The 19881-nt window shown below is 30.8% G+C and carries 20 protein-coding genes; 1 reads left to right on the plus strand and 19 read right to left on the minus strand.

The window, feature by feature from the left end; translation table 11 throughout:
• From fabD to AALI31_RS04545, 19 genes are all read right to left on the minus strand, one after another.
• A complete protein-coding gene (gene fabD / locus AALI31_RS04455) occupies positions 1–942 on the minus strand; it encodes an ACP S-malonyltransferase (RefSeq protein ID WP_489885375.1) in 942 nt (313 codons plus the stop codon).
• 33 nt (positions 943–975) lie between these two features.
• Positions 976–1956, minus strand: a complete 981-nt coding sequence (locus AALI31_RS04460) for a beta-ketoacyl-ACP synthase III (protein WP_489885319.1) — start codon at positions 1954–1956, stop codon at positions 976–978.
• 89 nt (positions 1957–2045) lie between these two features.
• Positions 2046–3266 (minus strand): serine hydroxymethyltransferase, encoded by a 1221-nt coding sequence (glyA, locus tag AALI31_RS04465; protein WP_489885320.1) that lies wholly within the window; start codon positions 3264–3266, stop codon positions 2046–2048.
• A gap of 98 nt (positions 3267–3364) precedes the next feature.
• On the minus strand, positions 3365–5137 hold the full coding sequence (gene aspS, locus AALI31_RS04470; RefSeq protein WP_489885376.1) for an aspartate--tRNA ligase: 1773 nt from the start codon (positions 5135–5137) through the stop codon (positions 3365–3367).
• Positions 5138–5156: 19 nt separating this feature from the next.
• Positions 5157–6419 (minus strand): histidine--tRNA ligase, encoded by a 1263-nt coding sequence (gene hisS, locus AALI31_RS04475; protein ID WP_489885321.1) that lies wholly within the window; start codon positions 6417–6419, stop codon positions 5157–5159.
• A gap of 19 nt (positions 6420–6438) precedes the next feature.
• Positions 6439–7047 carry an MBL fold metallo-hydrolase gene (locus tag AALI31_RS04480; protein ID WP_489885322.1) on the minus strand — a complete coding sequence of 203 codons (609 nt, stop codon included), beginning with the start codon at positions 7045–7047 and terminating at the stop codon, positions 6439–6441.
• 49 nt (positions 7048–7096) lie between these two features.
• Positions 7097–9268, minus strand: coding sequence for a RelA/SpoT family protein (locus AALI31_RS04485; protein ID WP_489885323.1), 2172 nt, complete (start codon positions 9266–9268; stop codon positions 7097–7099).
• A 152-nt stretch (positions 9269–9420) separates the two neighbouring features.
• Positions 9421–9939, minus strand: coding sequence for an adenine phosphoribosyltransferase (locus AALI31_RS04490; protein WP_489885324.1), 519 nt, complete (start codon positions 9937–9939; stop codon positions 9421–9423).
• On the minus strand, positions 9930–10769 hold the full coding sequence (locus AALI31_RS04495) for a phosphoesterase (RefSeq protein ID WP_489885325.1): 840 nt from the start codon (positions 10767–10769) through the stop codon (positions 9930–9932). Before AALI31_RS04495 ends, AALI31_RS04490 begins: the two co-directional genes overlap by 10 nt.
• A gap of 124 nt (positions 10770–10893) precedes the next feature.
• Entirely contained in the window at positions 10894–11757 is an 864-nt protein-coding gene (gene secF, locus AALI31_RS04500) for a protein translocase subunit SecF (RefSeq protein WP_489885377.1), read from the minus strand.
• Positions 11738–13042 (minus strand): protein translocase subunit SecD, encoded by a 1305-nt coding sequence (gene secD / locus AALI31_RS04505; RefSeq protein WP_489885326.1) that lies wholly within the window; start codon positions 13040–13042, stop codon positions 11738–11740. Before secD ends, secF begins: the two co-directional genes overlap by 20 nt.
• Positions 13043–13065: 23 nt before the next feature.
• Positions 13066–14448: a thioether cross-link-forming SCIFF peptide maturase gene (gene scfB / locus AALI31_RS04510; RefSeq protein ID WP_489885327.1), complete on the minus strand. Its 1383-nt coding sequence runs from the start codon at positions 14446–14448 to the stop codon at positions 13066–13068.
• A 93-nt stretch (positions 14449–14541) separates the two neighbouring features.
• Entirely contained in the window at positions 14542–14679 is a 138-nt protein-coding gene (gene scfA / locus AALI31_RS04515) for a six-cysteine ranthipeptide SCIFF (RefSeq protein ID WP_489885328.1), read from the minus strand.
• 76 nt (positions 14680–14755) lie between these two features.
• A complete protein-coding gene (locus AALI31_RS04520; RefSeq protein ID WP_489885329.1) occupies positions 14756–15571 on the minus strand; it encodes a Cof-type HAD-IIB family hydrolase in 816 nt (271 codons plus the stop codon).
• A 30-nt stretch (positions 15572–15601) separates the two neighbouring features.
• Positions 15602–16099 (minus strand): ATPase, encoded by a 498-nt coding sequence (locus tag AALI31_RS04525; RefSeq protein WP_489885330.1) that lies wholly within the window; start codon positions 16097–16099, stop codon positions 15602–15604.
• 26 nt (positions 16100–16125) lie between these two features.
• Complete coding sequence (gene coaD, locus AALI31_RS04530; RefSeq protein WP_489885331.1) at positions 16126–16614, minus strand: pantetheine-phosphate adenylyltransferase; 489 nt, start codon at positions 16612–16614, stop codon at positions 16126–16128.
• Positions 16611–17177, minus strand: coding sequence for a 16S rRNA (guanine(966)-N(2))-methyltransferase RsmD (gene rsmD / locus AALI31_RS04535; RefSeq protein WP_489885332.1), 567 nt, complete (start codon positions 17175–17177; stop codon positions 16611–16613). Before rsmD ends, coaD begins: the two co-directional genes overlap by 4 nt.
• 12 nt (positions 17178–17189) lie before the next feature.
• Positions 17190–19202 (minus strand): ATP-dependent DNA helicase RecG, encoded by a 2013-nt coding sequence (gene recG / locus AALI31_RS04540; protein WP_489885333.1) that lies wholly within the window; start codon positions 19200–19202, stop codon positions 17190–17192.
• Between the two features lie 26 nt (positions 19203–19228).
• A complete protein-coding gene (locus AALI31_RS04545) occupies positions 19229–19540 on the minus strand; it encodes an Asp23/Gls24 family envelope stress response protein (protein WP_489885334.1) in 312 nt (103 codons plus the stop codon).
• A gap of 147 nt (positions 19541–19687) precedes the next feature.
• On the opposite strand from AALI31_RS04545, the gene rpmB reads away from it, so the two are divergent.
• Entirely contained in the window at positions 19688–19879 is a 192-nt protein-coding gene (gene rpmB / locus AALI31_RS04550; RefSeq protein ID WP_489885335.1) for a 50S ribosomal protein L28, read from the plus strand.
• Positions 19880–19881: the final 2 nt, after the last annotated feature.

Below are 19881 nucleotides of genomic sequence, written 5' to 3' on the forward strand. Positions count from 1 at the left end.
CTACACCTCACTAAAAACTTTCAAAAATTTATCTAGGGATACTTGATCTTCAATATTAAACACTTCAATCTTTTTATTTATCTTCTTTACGAATCCAGACAAAGACCTCCCAGGACCGATTTCAACAAAAACATCAGTTCCCATGTCAATCATGCTTAATATACTTTTTTCCCAAAGCACAGAGCTCATAACTTGTTTCGATAGCAAATCTTCAATATTATCAATTGAAATTTTATCAGCTGTAACATTAGATATAACAGGAACTAATGATTCACCATTAAACTTTATATTTTGAAGCTCAAGTTTCAAATCTGCAGCTGCCTGCGATAATAATTTCGTATGAAATGGTCCATCTACAGATAGACGAACATTTTTTAAAGCACCTAGTTTTTTAAATTCAATTTCGGCTTTTTCAAGTGCACAAACTTCCCCAGACACAACAATCTGACCTGGACAGTTATAATTTGCAATTGCCAAAAAACCAAAATCTCTGACTTCGTTAATAGCTTGTGAAATTTTCTCTTCAGACAATCCTATAACTGCAGTCATACCATATGTACCTTTTTGTATATAGCTCACCATGAATTCAGCCCTCTTTCGAACTAACGGAATGGCTCGATCAAAATCTAAAAAATTAGCACATACCAAAGCGGAGTACTCCCCCAAACTCAATCCGGCTGTTAAAAAAGGTTTGACATTACAAACACTTTTCAAAGCCTCTAAAATAGCCACGCTAACAGTTAATATACTAGGCTGAGTAATCTCTGTTTTATCTAAATCATTGCCGATTCCAAAAAATATTTTATCCGACAAATCATATCCTAAAAGCTCATTTGCTTTATCGAAAATTCCTTTTGATTGTACAAAATTATCATAAAAATATTTTCCCATACCCACATATTGAGAACCTTGACCAGGAAAAATAAATGAAATCTTTTTCATCATCTTATCTCAACTCCTAAATAATGCAAGAGATCACCATCTCAATAAAACCGAACCGTATGTAAGTCCTCCTCCAAATCCAACCAAAATAATCAAATCACCTTCACCAAGCACACCTGATTTGTTAATCTCATCAAGTGCCATAGGTATACTTGCTGCTGAGGTATTACCATATTTTGATAAATTTGTAAAAAACCTATCTGTTGGTATATTTAATTTTTGTGCTGCAGAATCAATTATCCTAATATTGGCTTGATGTGGAATTATATATTTTATATCTGAACTTGACAAATCATTGTTCTCTAATAATTTCTCGACACCTTCCACAATAGATGAAACGGCAAACTTAAAAACCTCTCTACCATCCATGGTTATATAGGGACTCACATCGTTTGCATTATCAATTGTAAAATTTGAAACTGGAAATGCTTTCGAAACCAATGAATCTGATTTATCTCCGACAGACCTCGTATATGTATCAATTATTCCTAAATCTAAATTCGATGTTCCTTCAAGGAATACGGCTCCAGCCCCATCTCCAAATAACACACAAGTATTTCTATCTTTCCAATTCACAATTTTTGATAATACTTCACTCCCCACGACGATAGCATTCTTATATCTACCTGACTTAATCAAACTATCAGCTACAACCAAACCATATATGAAACCTGAACACGCTGCATTAATATCAAATGCAGTAGCGTTTTTAGCCCCTATATACTTTTGAATTAAACACGCACAGGCTGGAGTATTATTATCAGGTGAGATAGTGCAAAATATAATCAAATCTATACTAAGAGGATCTATGTTTACATCTACCAACAAATTCTCAATTGCTCTTTCACCAAGAACCGATGTATTTAAAGAGGAAATGCGTCTTTGTTTTATACCAGTTCTTGTATATATCCATTCATCATTGGTATCAACCAACTTCTCTAAATCATTATTAGTTAAAATTTTATCAGGAACATACATTCCTGTACCTAAAATACGACTATGTACATTAAACATTCAAATTCTCCTGATGTGCTAATTTGTGCTTTCTAAGTATATTACATTATGAAATTCATGTCAACTCTTACAATTTTTTACAATTAAAATCAATATTTAAACAATGGGAAATTGTTAGTTAATTCTCGAACCTTTTTAATAAGTGATTGATTTCCATTAACTCTACTGTTTATAGCACTATTAATCACATCTGCAATGACAACCATTTCATCTTCTCCGAATCCTCTAGTCGTAACAGCTGCCGTACCTATTCTTATACCACTTGTTACAAATGGACTTAATTTATCAAAAGGTATAAAATTTTTATTAACCGTTATACATATTGAGTCAAGTAGAGTTTCACACTCCTTACCTGTTATGTTTTTGTTTCTTAAATCAACGAGAATTAAATGATTATCAGTTCCACCAGAGATTATATCAAATCCTCTCTTCTTCAATTCGTCACTTAATCTAATAGCATTTTTTATAACTCGCTTAGCATAATTTTTAAAACTTTCTGTCATGGCCTCTTTAAAACACACAGCTTTAGCACAAATCACATGCATGAGAGGACCTCCTTGAATTCCTGGAAACGTGGCTTTATCTACTGCATTAGCAAATTTTTCTTTACACAAAATAGCTCCACCTCTAGGTCCTCTTAAGGTTTTATGGGTAGTAGTAGTAACAAAATCGGCATATCTAACTGGATTATCATGCTCACCAGCAGCAATTAATCCTGCTATATGAGCCATGTCCACCATCATATAAGCTCCGACAGCATCGCAAATTTCTCTAAATTTCTTAAAATCGATTTTCCTTGGATATGCACTGTATCCACACACAATAAGTTTTGGTTTGACAGTTAGAGCTATTTCCATAACGTTATCATAATTTATAACTCCTGTTCTTTCTTCAACTCCATAAAACTCAAAATTATATGTTTTTCCAGAAAAATTAACAGGACTTCCATGAGTCAAATGCCCACCATGATCAAGACCCATGGAAAGAATCGTATCATTACTATTTAAAACTGAAAAATAAACAGCCATGTTAGCCTGCGATCCCGAATGCGGTTGTACGTTTGCATGCTCAGCACCAAACAATTTTTTCATTCTCTCAATTGCTATTTTCTCAATTTTATCGACCACTTCACACCCACCGTAATATCTTTTACTTGGATATCCTTCGGCATACTTATTAGTCAAAACTGTAGACATAGCATTAAGCACATCTTCACTTACAAAATTTTCAGAAGCTATAAGCTCTATATTATTTAATTGCCTTTTCTTTTCATCCACCACCAGTGTCATCAATTCTTTATCACTTATCATAAAAATCCTCCTATCAATCACAATAAAAATAATGCCATGTTTAATGCAAAGCTCATTATAAGCAATTACATTAAACATAGCATTTTATTCATACAAATTCAATTTACATTTTTAATTTCTAGACCAAGTTCTTCCAATTGTTCGAGGCTTACCTCACTAGGGCTATTGGATAGAAGACACTCAGCTTTTTTATTTTTAGGAAAAGCTATAACATCCTTTATATCATCAACATCCGTCAAAAACATAACAATTCTATCAAAACCAAATGCAACACCACCATGTGGAGGAGTTCCATATTTCAAAGCGTCAACAAAGAAACCAAATTTTTGATTTACGTCTTCTTTGGTTAAGCCTAGAACATTGAACATCTTTTTCTGAATTTCAGAATCATGAATTCTTATGCTTCCTCCTCCAATTTCCTCACCATTCAAAACCAAATCATAAGCCTTAGCTCGTATCTTTAAATAATCCTTAGAATCAAAATACTTTATATCATTATCATTAGGCATTGTGAATGGATGATGACATGCATAATATCTATTTTCCTCCTCATCGTATTCATATAATGGAAAATCCTTAACCCACAAAAATTTAAATTCCTTATTTTTCTCCAATAATTTTAAAGATTTAGCCAATTCCAACCTCAAAGCTCCTAAAGAACTTAATACAATTTTTCTAAAACCAGCAACTAAAAAAAGACAATCTCCATCTTTCAAATTATATTTCTCAATCAAGCTCTTTTTATCTTCATCATTCAAAAATTTATTTATAGATGATGAGATTTGATTATCTTTATAATTTATATAGATTAAAGCCTTAGCATTAAAATGATTTTTTACAAACTCCGTAAATTTATCAAACTGTTTTCTAGAGAAATTTGTATTTTCAGCTTTTATCCCACAGATTTCTTTATCACTTTCTATGCAATCTTTAAATATAGGAAACTCTGAGTTGATAAAATCATCTTTCATATTCATAATCTTCATATCAAATCTTAAATCTGGCTTATCTGTTCCATACAAATTCATGCATTCATCATAGCTCATTTCTATAAAACTATCTTCCAATTTTATGCCTATAGTTTTATTGAAAACGTGCTTAATTAATTGCTCCATCTTATACTTTACATCATCTTCATCAACAAAACTCATTTCAATATCAATTTGAGTAAATTCAGGTTGTCGATTTGATCTAAGATCTTCATCTCTAAAACATGTTGCAATTTGATAATATTTATCAAAGTTACTTATCATAAGCAATTGTTTGTATATCTGAGGAGATTGAGGCAAAGCATAAAATTTACCTATACTCATTCTGCTCGGTATCAAAAAGTCTCTTGCCCCTTCGGGAGTACTTTTATTTAAAATTGGTGTTGTAATTTCAATAAATCCATCATTATGTAAAAATTCTCTAAACGCAGCATATGCATTACTTCTTATTTTAAAAATTTTCTGATACTCAGGGTTTCTCAGCGATATGTACCTATGTTTAAATTTTAAATTTTCATTTACTTCAAATCCTTCATCAACCATGAAAGGTAAAGAATCGGACTTTGAGTATATCGTAAGTTCATCACATATTACCTCTATCTCTCCTGTATATAGATTTTCATTTTTAGATTCTCTTTCCAATACAATTCCCTTTACTTTAATGCAATATTCAGGTTTTAAGGAATCAGCAATACTAAATAAATTACTATTATCTTTGAAAACTATCTGCACGATTCCTTCCCGATCTCTTAAATCAATAAATATTAACGACCCTAAATTCCGTTTCCTGTTTACCCAACCTTGAAGTACAACCTCTTTATGTAAAAATTTTTTATCGATCAAACCACAATAATCAGTTCTATGCAATTTGTCAAATTCCATAATACACCCCACTAATTCATTAAATTCCATTCCATCTAACTGCAATATTGATATCCCAAGAAGTGAGTTTAACTTTTTTTTCAGTACCAGTACGCATATTTTTAAGACATACATACCCACTCTTCATTTCATTTTCTCCAATAACTATAATATTTTTAGAATTTATCCTATCCGCATATCTCATTTGAGACTTCAAACTTCTAAACAAATAATCTATATCACATGACACACCTACATCTCTAAGATGACCACATAGAATAAAAGCAAATTCCATAAACGAACTATCCATTACAATAATAAATAAATCTAGAGTAGGATTTGCTATATTCTGTTTTCCATCTCCTAAAGCAGAAATTAATCGTTCAATTCCCATACCAAATCCTACAGCAGGAGTATACTTTCCACCTAACTGTTCAATTAAATAATCATATCTTCCGCCACCACAGAGAGCCATTCCTTCAGAGTCTAATATTTCAAAAACTGTCTTGCTATAATAATCCAAACCACGAACGATTCTAGGATTTACATTAAAATTAATACCAACACTAGTTAAATACTTTTTTACACCATCAAAATGCATATTGCATTCATCACATATAAAATCCGTTATTAAAGGAGAATTTAAAAGAACTGCTTGGCAATTTACATTTTTACAATCTAAAATGCGTAAAGGATTTTTCTCAAGCCTATCATCACATATATCACACAATTCGTTTCTATTATTATGCAAAAACTCTTTTAGATTCTCATTATAATTCGACCTACATTTACTGCATCCAAGAGAATTTATCTGCACAAAACAATCTTTAATTTTTAGTTGTTTATATATGGAATATGCCATATATATAATTTCAGCATCGCATATAGGATATTGTGATCCAAAAATTTCCACACCAAATTGATGATGTTGTCTTAGTCTTCCTTTTTGGACATTTTCATATCTAAAAACGGGAGTTATGTAAAAAAATTTAGCAGGCTGTGCATGAGCATGTAAACCATGCTCAATAAAAGCCCTTATTGTAGGTGCTGTTCCTTCAGCTTTCAAAGTTATGTTTCTATTACCCTTATCATTGAAAGTGTACATCTCCTTTTGAACAATATCAGTAGTATCTCCAACCCCTCTCAGAAATAACTCTGTATGCTCAAAAATCGGAGTACGTATCTCACTTACACCAAATAACTTTGCTGTTTTTCTTAAAAATTCTTCAATATATTGCCATATATATACATCTTTGGGTAAAATATCCTTTGTTCCCTTGGGGAGCTTAACAATAACACTCATCTCTGGTACACAATCCTCCTTATATCACAAATTCGTTATCATTAATTTCATTCTCTATCGTGCTTTCTTCACCATGCCCTGGATGAATTATAGTATCCTTAGGCAATATAAATAATTTTTCCTTTATACTATTCATGAGTATTTCAAAGTCACCACCGTACAAATCCACTCTTCCTACGGTACCCTTAAATAAAGTATCTCCTGTAAAAATATGATTTTCAAACTTATAGGTCATTCCTCCCATCGTATGACCTGGAGTGGCTATGGTAGTTATCTTAAAATCCTCAAAGTTCAAAACTAGATTATCATATACCACATTTACTCCCTTAAGCCTTGGAAATAAATAGGGTTCCTCATGCTGTGCTTCCATATCTTTAAGACCTATGAAAAACATCGTATCATAGTTTTCCTGTATAAACTTTACTCCTCCTACATGATCAAAATGTCCGTGAGTGATCAAACCATACTTTATCCTAAAACTCAAGCAATTACTTTCGACATATTTTTTAAATTCTTCACCGTCACCACAATCGACAATAATAGAGTTTCCAGTATTTATATTTTCCACAACATAACAATTAGTTCTGTAAACACCAAGTGGAATTCTATGAATCTTAACATTTTCCATAATTAATCTCCTTAATTTTAAAATTAACCAACTTATAAATCTGAATTAACTATTTATTATTAGGTCTAAAAACTCTAATACATCCAGTTATTTTTCTCAGAGAATTGAGCAACGCATCCAGATTGTGTTTAGAATCAACTCTAAGTCTTATATCAATTTTTGATATTTCCGAATCTATCTCTCTAAAATTAACACTTCTGATATAAATAGAAAAAGTTCTAATTTTTTTATTAACTTCCTCTATAGTATAAATCGTAGCATCTTTAACATCCATACAAATATCCACGTCATATTTTTCATTATTCAAATCACACCACTGAACATTTACAATCCGTTCAGAATTTAAACAATTATCTATATTTCTACAATTTTTTCTATGAATAGTTACACCTCTACCCCTTGTTATAAACCCTATTATCTCATCACCATAAACAGGGGTGCAACATTTGGCAAATTTGCTTAAAACATTTTTCTCACCCTCTACGAGTATGTTTTCATGTTTACCTATTTTAGAACGCTCATCTTTATTGATTGCAAGACTAGATGCATGTTTAATTTTATCATTATCCAACTTTTCGTTTTCACATTCGAGACACGTTTCATTAAATTTATTTATTACAGAAGTTGAACTAATATTACCTATTCCAATCGAAGCATATAAATCATCTAAACTTATAATACCCAGTGACTTAATAAACTTATTTATATCCTTATAATTTAAAAAAGAAGTAAGCTTTAATCCCTTCCTTTTACACTCTTTTTCAAAAAGATATTTTCCTTTCAATATATTGTCACCTTTGACAATTTTACTAAACCATTGTTTTATTTTACTTTTAGCATGATTACTCTTTACAAAATTAAGCCAATCCGCACTCGGACCTCTAAGTTGCTTCGAAGTTAAAATTTCAATTATATTTCCTGTTTCAAGTTCATAATCTAAAGGAACTATTTTGTTATTAACTTTAGCTCCTTCGCATCTATATCCCACATCTGTATGTATTCTAAAGGCAAAATCAACAGGAGTAGATCCAACGGGCAACGATATTACTTTACCCTTGGGAGTAAAAACAAAAATCTCTTGAAATATAAGATCAGTCTTAAAGTTCTCCATTGCCTCCTTAGGATTTTCAGTTTCAGTTATCCACTCCACAACCTCTCTTATCCAAACAAATTTATCATCAAAATCGTCCTTATCGGTTTTTTGCTCTTTATATTTGAAATGAGCTGCTATACCAAGTTCTGCAACTTTGTGCATTTGTTTAGTCCTTATTTGGATTTCAAAAGGTTTACCACTCTTACTCAATACCGTTGTATGTAAAGATTGATAATTATTAGGTTTAGGCATCGCAATATAATCCTTAAATTTATTTGAAATTGGACTATATATTTCATGAGCTAAGCCAAGGGTTAAATAACAATTTTTTATATCATCTACTATAACTCTAATTGCTATCAAATCAAATATATCATCTATAGATTTGTTCTTTTGGATAATTTTTTTATATATACTATACAAGTGCTTAGGTCGTCCTTCAATACTAGCTACTATGCCTGAGTTAGTTAGAACATTTCTAAATTCATTTATAATCTCCTCAGTAAATTTTTCTCGGTCATCTCTCTTCTGAGAAACCAATTTTGCCACTTCATAATATTCATCGGGATTTAAATATCTAAATGATAAATCCTCAAGTTCCCACTTTATCTTAGATATCCCAAGCCTATGGGCAAGAGGAACAAATATATTCAGGGTCTCTTCAGACTTTTCTTTCTGCTTCTCCTTTGATAAATACTTAAGAGTACGCATATTATGAAGTCTGTCAGCCAATTTTATAAGTATAACTCTGATATCTTTGGTCATGGCTATAAGCATTTTCCTTATATTGCCAGCTTGTGCCTCTTCTTTTGTTTTCCAATTTATTTTATCTAACTTTGAAACACCCTCTACCAAAATCGCAACCTCTTCGCCAAACTTAGAGGTTATATCTAAATATGTAAATTCCGTATCTTCTATAACATCATGCAAAATACCACCAATCACAGTATTAACATCTAGGTTCATTTCAGAAAGAATATATGCAACTTCCAAAGGATGAACTATATAAGGTTCCCCATCTATCCTTTTTTGTTCCTTATGTGCCTCAAATGCAAATCTAAATGCTTCCAATACCAAATCTTTGTTATCACTAAGTCTCTCAACTATGGCTTCTAATTTTTGATACATACTAACCCCTTTGAATTTATAATAATTTTAGGGAGATCAAATTTATTGAAGCTCCCTAAAATATACAATATTTAGTTTTTATTTTATCTGAAACCAACTACGGTTATTGATAATTATAGTACATATTCAAAAAATTTCAACCTCTATGTAAATCAATCATTATATTTAACAAATGATCTTACATCATAACGACCTAAAACCTTTCTGCCGCCAAGACCTTCCAACTCTATTACAAAATCAAGCTCAACAACTTCCCCACCAGCTTTTGTAATAAGCTCTGCCACTGCCATCATGGTCCCACCAGTCGCCAGTAAATCATCAACTATAGCAACTCTCATCCCCGGCGATATAACATCTTTATGCATCTCCAAAACATCTTCTCCATATTCTAGTGCATACTTAACCTCTATCGTTTCTCCAGGTAACTTCCCTTTCTTTCTTATTGGAACAAAACCTATTCCCAAAGCATAAGCAACAGGAACTCCAAATATAAATCCTCTCGCCTCCGGACCAACAATCAAATCTATATTTTTATCTTTCAGATTTTGTGCAATTAAATCCACCACATACTTCAAAGATTTTCCATCTTGAATTAAAGTAGTTATATCCTTGAAGCTTATTCCCTTTTTGGGAAAATCATTTATAATTCTTATGCTGTCTTTTAAGTCCATAACTTTTCCTCCACTTTGTCATTAACTTCCTTAATCAAATACTTACAAATCTGATTAGCCTTCAGAGGGTTCGATACCGTGAGAAGTTCAACAATCAATCTAGCATTGGTCATTTTATTTTTACTCATATACTCTGGATTTATAAACATAATCAGCTCATTTATTGTAAGATTTTTAGAATTCATATTTATAAGTTCTCGTAATCCATAGTTTTTTGTATTTTTAAGGAAGTAAGACCCTTCTTTCAGAAGTTCATAATTTTCACCAGACACATTGACATTGTCATTAAACAAACTTATAAAAACCAAATCTATAAACTTTACTATGCTCTTAAGGTTATAAAACTTTCCTATTGCTTGTAAGATTTTATACGTAAGGGCTGGGAGAGTTAAATCCTTAAATGAATACATACAACCATTTTGATGAGGATTTATAAATATATGCTTTGAAGAATTTGAAATGTTATTTGGCTTATTTGATATATTAACGCACATTAATGGAAAATCAATCCTCATAATCCTATCTATGGAAAAAACTATATCTGCTCTCATTAACTCTACATAATTTTCGAATTCCAATTCATCAAATTCCTGTTCTTCATCATATATGTAATGTGAAACTTTTAATTTCAAATACCTTAAAGCCAAAAGTAAAATCGACGTAGATAATATTCCATCTAAATTACTTGGAGCACATATCAAAATATTCATATCCTTATTCATAAGATTATCTATAAGGTAAAGTACTTCTCTAATTCCATAAATCTCAAAAGGATCATAATTATTGTTAACGCATCCCTTTTTCAAAACAACATTATGATAATCTCTCATAATATAATCCCCCAAATCGTTAGAAAAACACATTTAATTATAATTTACTATCTTAAGTTTTACAATATCTTTAACAAAAAATAAAACAGATCAATTTCTCAAAATCGATCTGTCCTTTTTTTAATTAAGCCTTATTCCTTTTATTCTTTCTGTTGATCAACATTATCCATATTGGAATTGCAATAAACAAGGAGGAGTATGTTCCAGACAATATACCGACGAGTATTGGAAATGAAAATTCTCTAACACTAGGAACCATAACATAAACTAAAAATATTATCACAACTGTAGTTACGGAAGTATTTATACATCTAGAAAAGCTCTGTTTTAAACTCAAATTGGCAATAAACTCATTTGATTTTGCCGTATATAATTTTCTATTTTCCCTCATTCTATCAAAAATTACTATGGTGTCATTTATTGAATAACCCACAATAGTTAATATAGCAGCTATAAAAGGAGAATTTATTGGAACCATAAAAATCGAATATGCACTCAATGTTATTAAAACATCGTGTATAAGAGCTACAATGGCAGCTATTCCAAATAAAAATTCAAATCTTATAATTATGTAAATTAACATACAAACCGTAGCAACTATTAATGCAACTAAGGCACGATTAGTGAGTTCTTTACCGACTGACTCTCCTATTTCATTTTGAGAAAGAAAATTTGAGTCTTCAAGATCATACTTATCTTTGATCTCTTCAAAGAATTCCTTTACCTTATCCACATCAAAATTCTTACTTCTAACTTCTAATTGAGTGCTATTAACAACTTTTGAAGTAGCATCATCGGAATATTTAGATAAAACACTATCAATCTCACTTTTATCGAACTCTTTTCCAATTTCAATAGTCACAGTTGTGCCACCAACAAAATCTATACCTATGTTTAAGCCACGATAAAAAAACAATACTGCTCCAATTATCATTATAATTATAGAAATTGAAAACCATATCTTATACTTATTTGTTATGTTCACTATGTTCACCTGCCTTTTCACTCTTACTAGCTACAGTTTTAATTGAACAATAATTCTTAACTGACCTAAACCCCATACTATAACCTAATTTTACAATAAATTTTGTGATAACTATAGAACTAAACATGCTCAAAACTATGCCAATAAGCAATGTCGTAGCAAATCCTTTCACTCCTCCGGTTCCTATAAAGTATAAAACTAAACCTGCTATTATTGTTGTGATATTTGAGTCAAGTATAGAACTCATAGCTTTATCAAAACCAATTTTTATAGCAACCTTTACAGTCCTGCCTTTCATAAACTCCTCTCGTATTCTTTCAGAAATTAAAATATTAGCATCTATAGCCATACCAAGTGTGAGCAATATTCCAGCTATTCCAGGAAGTGTCAATACTGCTTCTATCAATGCAAAAACAAACAAAAACAATAATATGTATATATACAATGAAAACGTTGCTATAATTCCTGAAACCCTATATCGTGTAAGCATTATTAAAAATATAACTATAAAACCTATGATGCCAGCCTTTACCGTATTTGGTATCGCATCCAATCCAAGAGTTGGACCAACCTTGCTAACAGAAACTGTTTTTAAAGTAACTGGTAATGCTCCTGACTGTATTATATTCGCAATCCTATTTGCCTCTTCAAAACTTCTGCTTCCTTCTATTACTGCCTCACCTTGTGTTATCTCTGAATTAACAATCGGCTTTGTTAAAACCTGATCATCCATACTTATTTCTATTGTTTTATTAACATTGTTCCGAGTTGCTTCTGCAAACTTTACAGTTCCCTCATCAGTAAACTCTAACTGTATTATAGCCTTGCCTTCACTAGTTAATATTGCTGTGGCATTCTTAATATCATTACCTGTAAGGAGTACATTCCCATCTTCATCTTTAAAACTTAATTGACCAGTCGATGTTAAGGTTTTAACTATATCATCAGAAGAATCAAAAGCACCTGCAAGATCAATTCTTATACGATTACTTCCCTCTATAGCAACAACAGGTTCACTTAATCCAAATTTATTTACCCTTAAAGATAACAACTCTCTCGTTCTTTGCAATACATCATTGGTTACATTTTCATCAATTATTTCTTGTAAAACTGAAACTCCTCCCTGTAAATCCAATCCCTTCTTTATGGATTCATCAAAATTCATAAACCTATAACCCGATATCTCAAATCCATGAAATCCCCAAATTGAAAGGAACAAAACAAGAATTATTATAATTACAGAAATACCAATAGAATATCTTTTGGAAATAAATTCATTATTCTTCACATCGCAACCTCCTAAAAATTCATCTATACTGTGACCTTAGAATTCTCATATATTTTTAGTGCTATAGCCATTTCGATCCTCTTCTTCTGCAAAAAACATCCTATTTCATATGGTTTAAGTATCGAGTTATTAAACTCTTGATTATTAGCTTGACATCCCCCGCTACAATAAAATCTTGCCCAACATTTATTACAATCTTCCTTTCTGTATATGTTCGCTTCCTTAAATTCATCTATTAGATCTGGTCTGGTTATTTTATCATTTGATAAATAATTCAAATTACCTATTATAAATTCCTTTCTTCCAACGAATTGATGACAAGGATATATATCCCCACTAGGGGTTACTGCTATGTACTCAAATCCTGCTCCACATGCTGAAACTCTTTTATATACACACGGTCCGCCTTTAAGATTTATATTGTAATGATAAAAATTTACTTTCTTACCATCATCAATCATTTCTTTCAAATGTTTATATATTTTGTCATACTCCCCATAAATAGTTTCCAAATCCTCAAATCGTATCGCAATTTCATCATTATCCTTCACAACAACAGGTTCCAAAGATATTTCCTTAAATCCCTCATTTACTAAATGCATAAAGTCATTTGAAAAATCCAAATTAGCATGAGTGTACGTTCCTCTAACGTAATATTCTCGCCCCTCTTCTCTCCTATCCACCAATTTTTTAATTTTATCTATTATTATATCGTAAGAACCAGTTCCAATAGATGTCAATCGCATGTTATCATTTACTTCTTTCCTTCCATCTATTGACAATATTATGTTTCTCATGTTTTTATTCAAATATTCAATCATCTCATCATTTAGCAACATACCATTTGTAGTTATAGTAAATCTTATATTTTTATTAACATCCTTTTCTATGCTTCTCGCATACTCAACAAGTTCTTTTATCATATCAAATGCCATCAAAGGTTCTCCACCAAACAAATCAACTTCAATATTATAACGTGGACCACTTTGACTTATTAAAAAATCCAAAGCACGTTTTGCAATATCAAAAGTCATTATTTCTCTTTTACCTCTATATTCTCCCTCATCGGCAAAACAATACTTACACTTCAAGTTACAATCATGCACAACATTCAAGCACATCGCCTTCATGTACTCTTGCTGATTGTTGATTTTCACTTTTTCTTCATACATATCCTTCGTATATAAAATACCTTCATTTATTAATTCATTTAGCTCAAATAAGCCCTCTTCAATTTCCTCATTGGAATATTTGTTTGAAAATTTTTCTATTGCAGCATCAAGTGTTAAGATTTTGTCATTTTTAATCAAATCATATACTATCTTATCTATTTCCATTATTGATCCAGTGTTAACATCCAATACGTATCTTGAACCATCTATAGAAAACTTATGTACTAATTCCACTTCATTCACCTCATCATAAAAATAATAGACTGAACGAATCAGTCTATCACAATAACTTTACATATTCACAGTTAAAAAGTCAATTTAATATTACTACTTTTCACACACAATATTAGCTACAGTACAAGATGTTTTACAAGCAGACTGACAAGAGTTAGCACACTCTTTACAATTTGTATCCTTTATTGTATCCTTTATCGTATTCTTTATTAAAACTTTTATATGCTTCATTTTCATAGCCCCCAAATAATCAAAATAATACGAATTATAACATAAACTACGCCTCTTAGCCAACACTTACGAAAATTTAGAAACCAAACACAAATTTATTTATAACTTTTGCAACTCCATCATTATCATTCGTGTCCGTTACATAATCCGCTATATCCTTAATTTCATTTATGGCATTCCCCATTGCAACGCCAAGCCCAGCAAATTTTATCATTTCAAGATCATTTTGTTGATCTCCAATAGCAATGACCTTATCTCTAGAAATGTCAAACATATTTGCCAAATCTCTAACAGCATTCCCCTTATTACAATTTTTATCAAATATTTCAACAGCAAAAGGTAGACTTCTAACAACCACAAACTTCTCATACACAAAATCCGGTATCTTATTCTTAATTTCAGCTATCCTATTCTCATTACTTAGATACAAAACCTTAAATACTTTTTTATTTTCATCGATTTTGCTACAAAAGTTCGGGTCAACATACGTAGGCATACCGATACGCCTCTCAAATTGAGTGAATTCATTTTCTTCGAGAACTATGCAACTTTCTGTATCATAATCATAAATATGGAGCTTGGCTCCAAAGCTAAGACCGAGGTCACACAATCTTTTCAGATCTTCTCCTTCAATCAAATGTGATTTCAAACATTTTAAAGTCTTGGTGCTATACAAAGAAACTCCGTTATTAGTTATAGCGTACTCTTCCTTATCATTAAGCCCAAATTCATTTATAAATTTGGAAATAGCTTTTATTCCACGACCAGTAGTGAACACTACTTTAACATCATTGTCTATAGCCCTCTTTACAGCCTTAATATTTTCAGAAGAAAGATTACCATTAGTGTCCAAAAGCGTTCCATCCATATCAATAGCAATTAATTTATACACTACACATCTCTCCCATACTAAAATATAGAATTATTTTATCTTGTCTAAATCTAATTTAACCCTATCCGATATATTCCCATACAATTCAGAAATATCACTAATACTCTTAGAATTAATTTTATCTAGAGCTTCAATAAAACTATTCTTATTATTTTCCATATCTTCAACTAATGACTTAAAAATCTCTTTTACATAATCATTAGCTCCACATCTTATTGCCATGGCTTCTCCTTTAGCCAAATCAATTATGCTTTTAGCTTTAATATTTGCTTCTGATACTATTTCATGTTCTTCCACATCCTTCTCTAATCTAAGCTTAGCTTCTTTCAAACTGTCTTCGTTAATTTTTTTTGCCTCACCAATTATTCTATCTCTCTCACTTATTATCCATTTGGATCTTTTCAATTCGTCAGGAAGGATATGAAGAATTTTCTTTATCAATTCGAGTAAGTCCTTTTTATGTAAAATGATTTTCCCTGTTATAGGTATCTCAGTAGCATTTTCAACAACCTCGTTTAGGTAATCCAATAATTGTAAAACATCCATTTAAATAATCACCCCAAAATTTTACATATTATATCTTGCTCTATGTTGGAAGGCACCAATCCAGAAATCTTTCCACCAAATTTCACAATTTGTTTTATAGAAGATGAACTTATATAAGATAAGCTTTCAGCAGTCATTAAAAAAAAGGTTTCTATATTTGGAGCCATTTTATTATTTAAAAATGCCATTTGAATCTCATATTCAAAATCTGAGAAAGCCCTAAGACCTTTTATTATCAAATTTATTCCTTTTTGATTCATGTAATCTATCAAAAGGCCTTTATGGCTATCGACAATAACCTTATTGCTGTTATCTATAGTACTTATGGACTTTTTTATAAGAACCTCCCTCTCCTTTATAGAAAATAAAGTCTCCTTATCAGGGTTTACCAAAACACATACCGTTATTTCATCAAATATCTTAAGCGAACGCTCTACTATATCAAGATGACCTAAAGTTATTGGATCAAAGCTACCAGGTATTATCGCTCTATTCATTTATGATTCTCCTTATATTCATAGAAACATACTGTTGTTTTACCATACTTTCTATGATCAAACAAGCTTATACGCTCAGACTCAACAAACTTCTCTTCTGATGTAAGAATTTTTGTCACTATGATACCATCTTCTTTCAAAATGTCAAATTGATCAATAGCATTTATACTTTTTGATATATATCCCATTCCATATGGAGGATCTACAAAAATAATATCAAACTTCTCTCTTTCAGAAAGTCTTTTTATATTTTCATAAAAATCGCCCTTAATCGCAATGGATATTTCTTTAAATCCTAAATTCTCTATGTTCTTCCTCAAATATGTAAAAGTGTCACTATCCTTATCGCATAAATATGTAAGTTTTGCTCCCCTACTACAAGCCTCAAGACCTAAGCTTCCAGTTCCTGAAAATAGATCTAAAACTATAGAATCGCCATTCAATTTATTTTGGATTATATTAAAAATGGAATGCTTCACCCTACTCAAAGTAGGTCTAGTAACATCATACCCATTTGGCGAAATTAATTTTCTACCTTTGGCCGTTCCCGTAATTATCCTCATAGAAAAATCTCCTTAATTAAAACAGATAGTCTCATCAATATCACTTAATTTTTTTTCAACATTATTATAAAACTCGTAAATCTCCAAATCATCTAAACCATCCATATACTCAATATCCTTTTTTACATTAACCAAAATATCCATATCATTCATTATATCTGCAAAAACAAACCCATTATCGCCATGCTGTTTGAATCCAAATATCTCTCCACTTCCTCTTATCTTCAGATCTTGTTCGGATAAATAAAATCCGTCATTGCTTTCAACAAGAGTGGAAATTCTCTTTTTGGTCAAATCGTTACTCGAATTTGTAACTAATATACATAACCCTTCTTTATTTCCCCTTCCAATACGCCCTCTCAATTGATGAATTTGAGAAAGCCCAAATCTCTCGGCATTTTCTATAACCATAACAGTTGCAGTTGGAATATCTATACCAACCTCTATAACAGTTGTTGAAATCAAAATATCTATATCCCTACATTTAAAACTATTAATGGTACTATTTTTAGTTTTGTTATCCATGTTCCCATGTAAAACGCCTATATTATACGAATGCAAAATAGAAGACATTAATTTTTTATGTAAGAAATCTATTGAAATTAAATCTAGATTTTCACTATCTTCAATTAAGGGACAAATGATGTAACATTGCCCACCATTGTCTATTTCAGATTTCAAAATTTTATATATCGAATCATGCTGTTCCTGTTTCATATGTATGGTTTTAACTTTTTTACGATTTGACGGAAGTTGTCTTATTGTAGATATGTCCATATCACTGTATATGTACAAAAAAAGAGTCCTAGGTATAGGCGTAGCAGTCATAACCAATATACTACAATTTTCATTACCACTTTTATTAACCAGCTTAGAACGTTGACTTACACCAAATTTATGTTGCTCATCAAAAATTATATAACCTAATTTATGTATCTTCACATCTTCTTCTAAAACTGCGTGAGTTCCTATTAAAAAGACTGGATCGTCTCCTTTGAGTTCTTCTTTTATAATTCTCTTTTCACTTTCTTTCGTACTTCCAACCAATATTTTTACATTTACACCAAATTTACCAAACAGATTTATAGCTTCATAATAGTGTTGTGTAGCCAAAATTTCTGTTGGAACCATCATACAAACTTTGTAACCATTTAGAATAACATTAAATGCAGATATCAAAGCAACAATTGTTTTTCCGGATCCAACATCGCCCTGAAGAAGTCTATTCGTTAGAATTCCTAATTTTTGCTCTGTCAAAATCTGTTTTATAGCTTTGTTTTGATCATCGGTTAAAGAAAAATTTATGGATTCTTTAATTTGTATTAATTCATTGGTGAAAATTTTAAATTTAATACCATCCTTTTTTTTAGATAAATTTTTTTTCATGAATCTAGTCTTAAGGAAGAAATTCAATAACTCCTGATACTTAAATCTGTTTATAGCCCTTTCCAAATGCTCTCTATCTCTAGGAAAATGCACATTAATCACAGCATCATTTAAAGAAATTAACCCTTGCTTTCTTATAACCTTTTCAGGAAGATTTTCTCTAATATTCACCATGTTTAAAGCTGATTTAATTACATTAATTAAATATGTATTACTTATACCTTTAATCGAATTATATCTAGGAATTATATCATTTGTGAACTCCTTATATTTCTCGGCATTAAGTAGCTCTATGTAATTTTTGGTTTTTCTAAAACTTCCATAAACTTTGTGTTTTGATCCAAGCATAAAATTGTGTTTCATATAAGGCTTGTTGAAATAAATCAATTTTGCTACTTCACCATTACAACTTTCCATCTTTATCGTTGTTATAATCATATTCTTTCTAATAACAACATCTTTCAAAATTTGAACAACAGTTCCTTCAAAAACACATTTCTTAGAATCCATTGAAATAAAATCATAAGATTTTGGAAAATACATTATAAGGTCTTTTAGAGTCTTAATTCCATTTTGTAAAAATATATCTGAATATTTACTACCTACTCCTTTTATATTTCTAACACTACCGTTGAGCATAATCACCTTCTACAAAAATATGTATTCTATTTTTCAAACCCCACTCCTTTTACATTGACCGTTATAGAATTGATACTAACACCTACATAATTTTCAATATTATTTTTAATTTTTTGAATGATATTGTTAGCAATTGTAGAAATCTTTACACCATATTTTATAATTACAAATACGCATATATCTAATTTTTTATCATTTAGACTAATCTTTACACCATTTGCATTTCTATTTACCACACCTAAAACTCCATCACATTCCATCATAGACATAGCGACTATACCTTTTATCAACTCCTCACTATAACATATTTTCCCAGCTGATGTTTCAATCTGTAACATAAAAAGCTCTCCTTTACTATTTTTCTTATTTTATATGATTAATACTATTAATTCAATAATAATAGATATTGATTTTTTTATTATTTCATGTTAACATTGAGAATATTTGTAGGATGCGATAGCGCGTGAATGGAGGTGTTATTTTAGATGTCTAGAAGGTGTGAAATATGCGATAAGGGGCCCGTTTTTGGTAACCAGTACAGCCATTCTCATAGAAGATCGAATAGAAAGTGGCTTCCTAATCTTAAAAAAGTTAAAGCTGTGGTTAATAATTCGCCGAAGACTATAAAAGTTTGTACTAGGTGTTTGCGTTCAGGAAAAGTTCAAAGATCCGTTTAAAA

Source organism: Anisomitus miae (SeqCode), assembly GCF_054906395.1.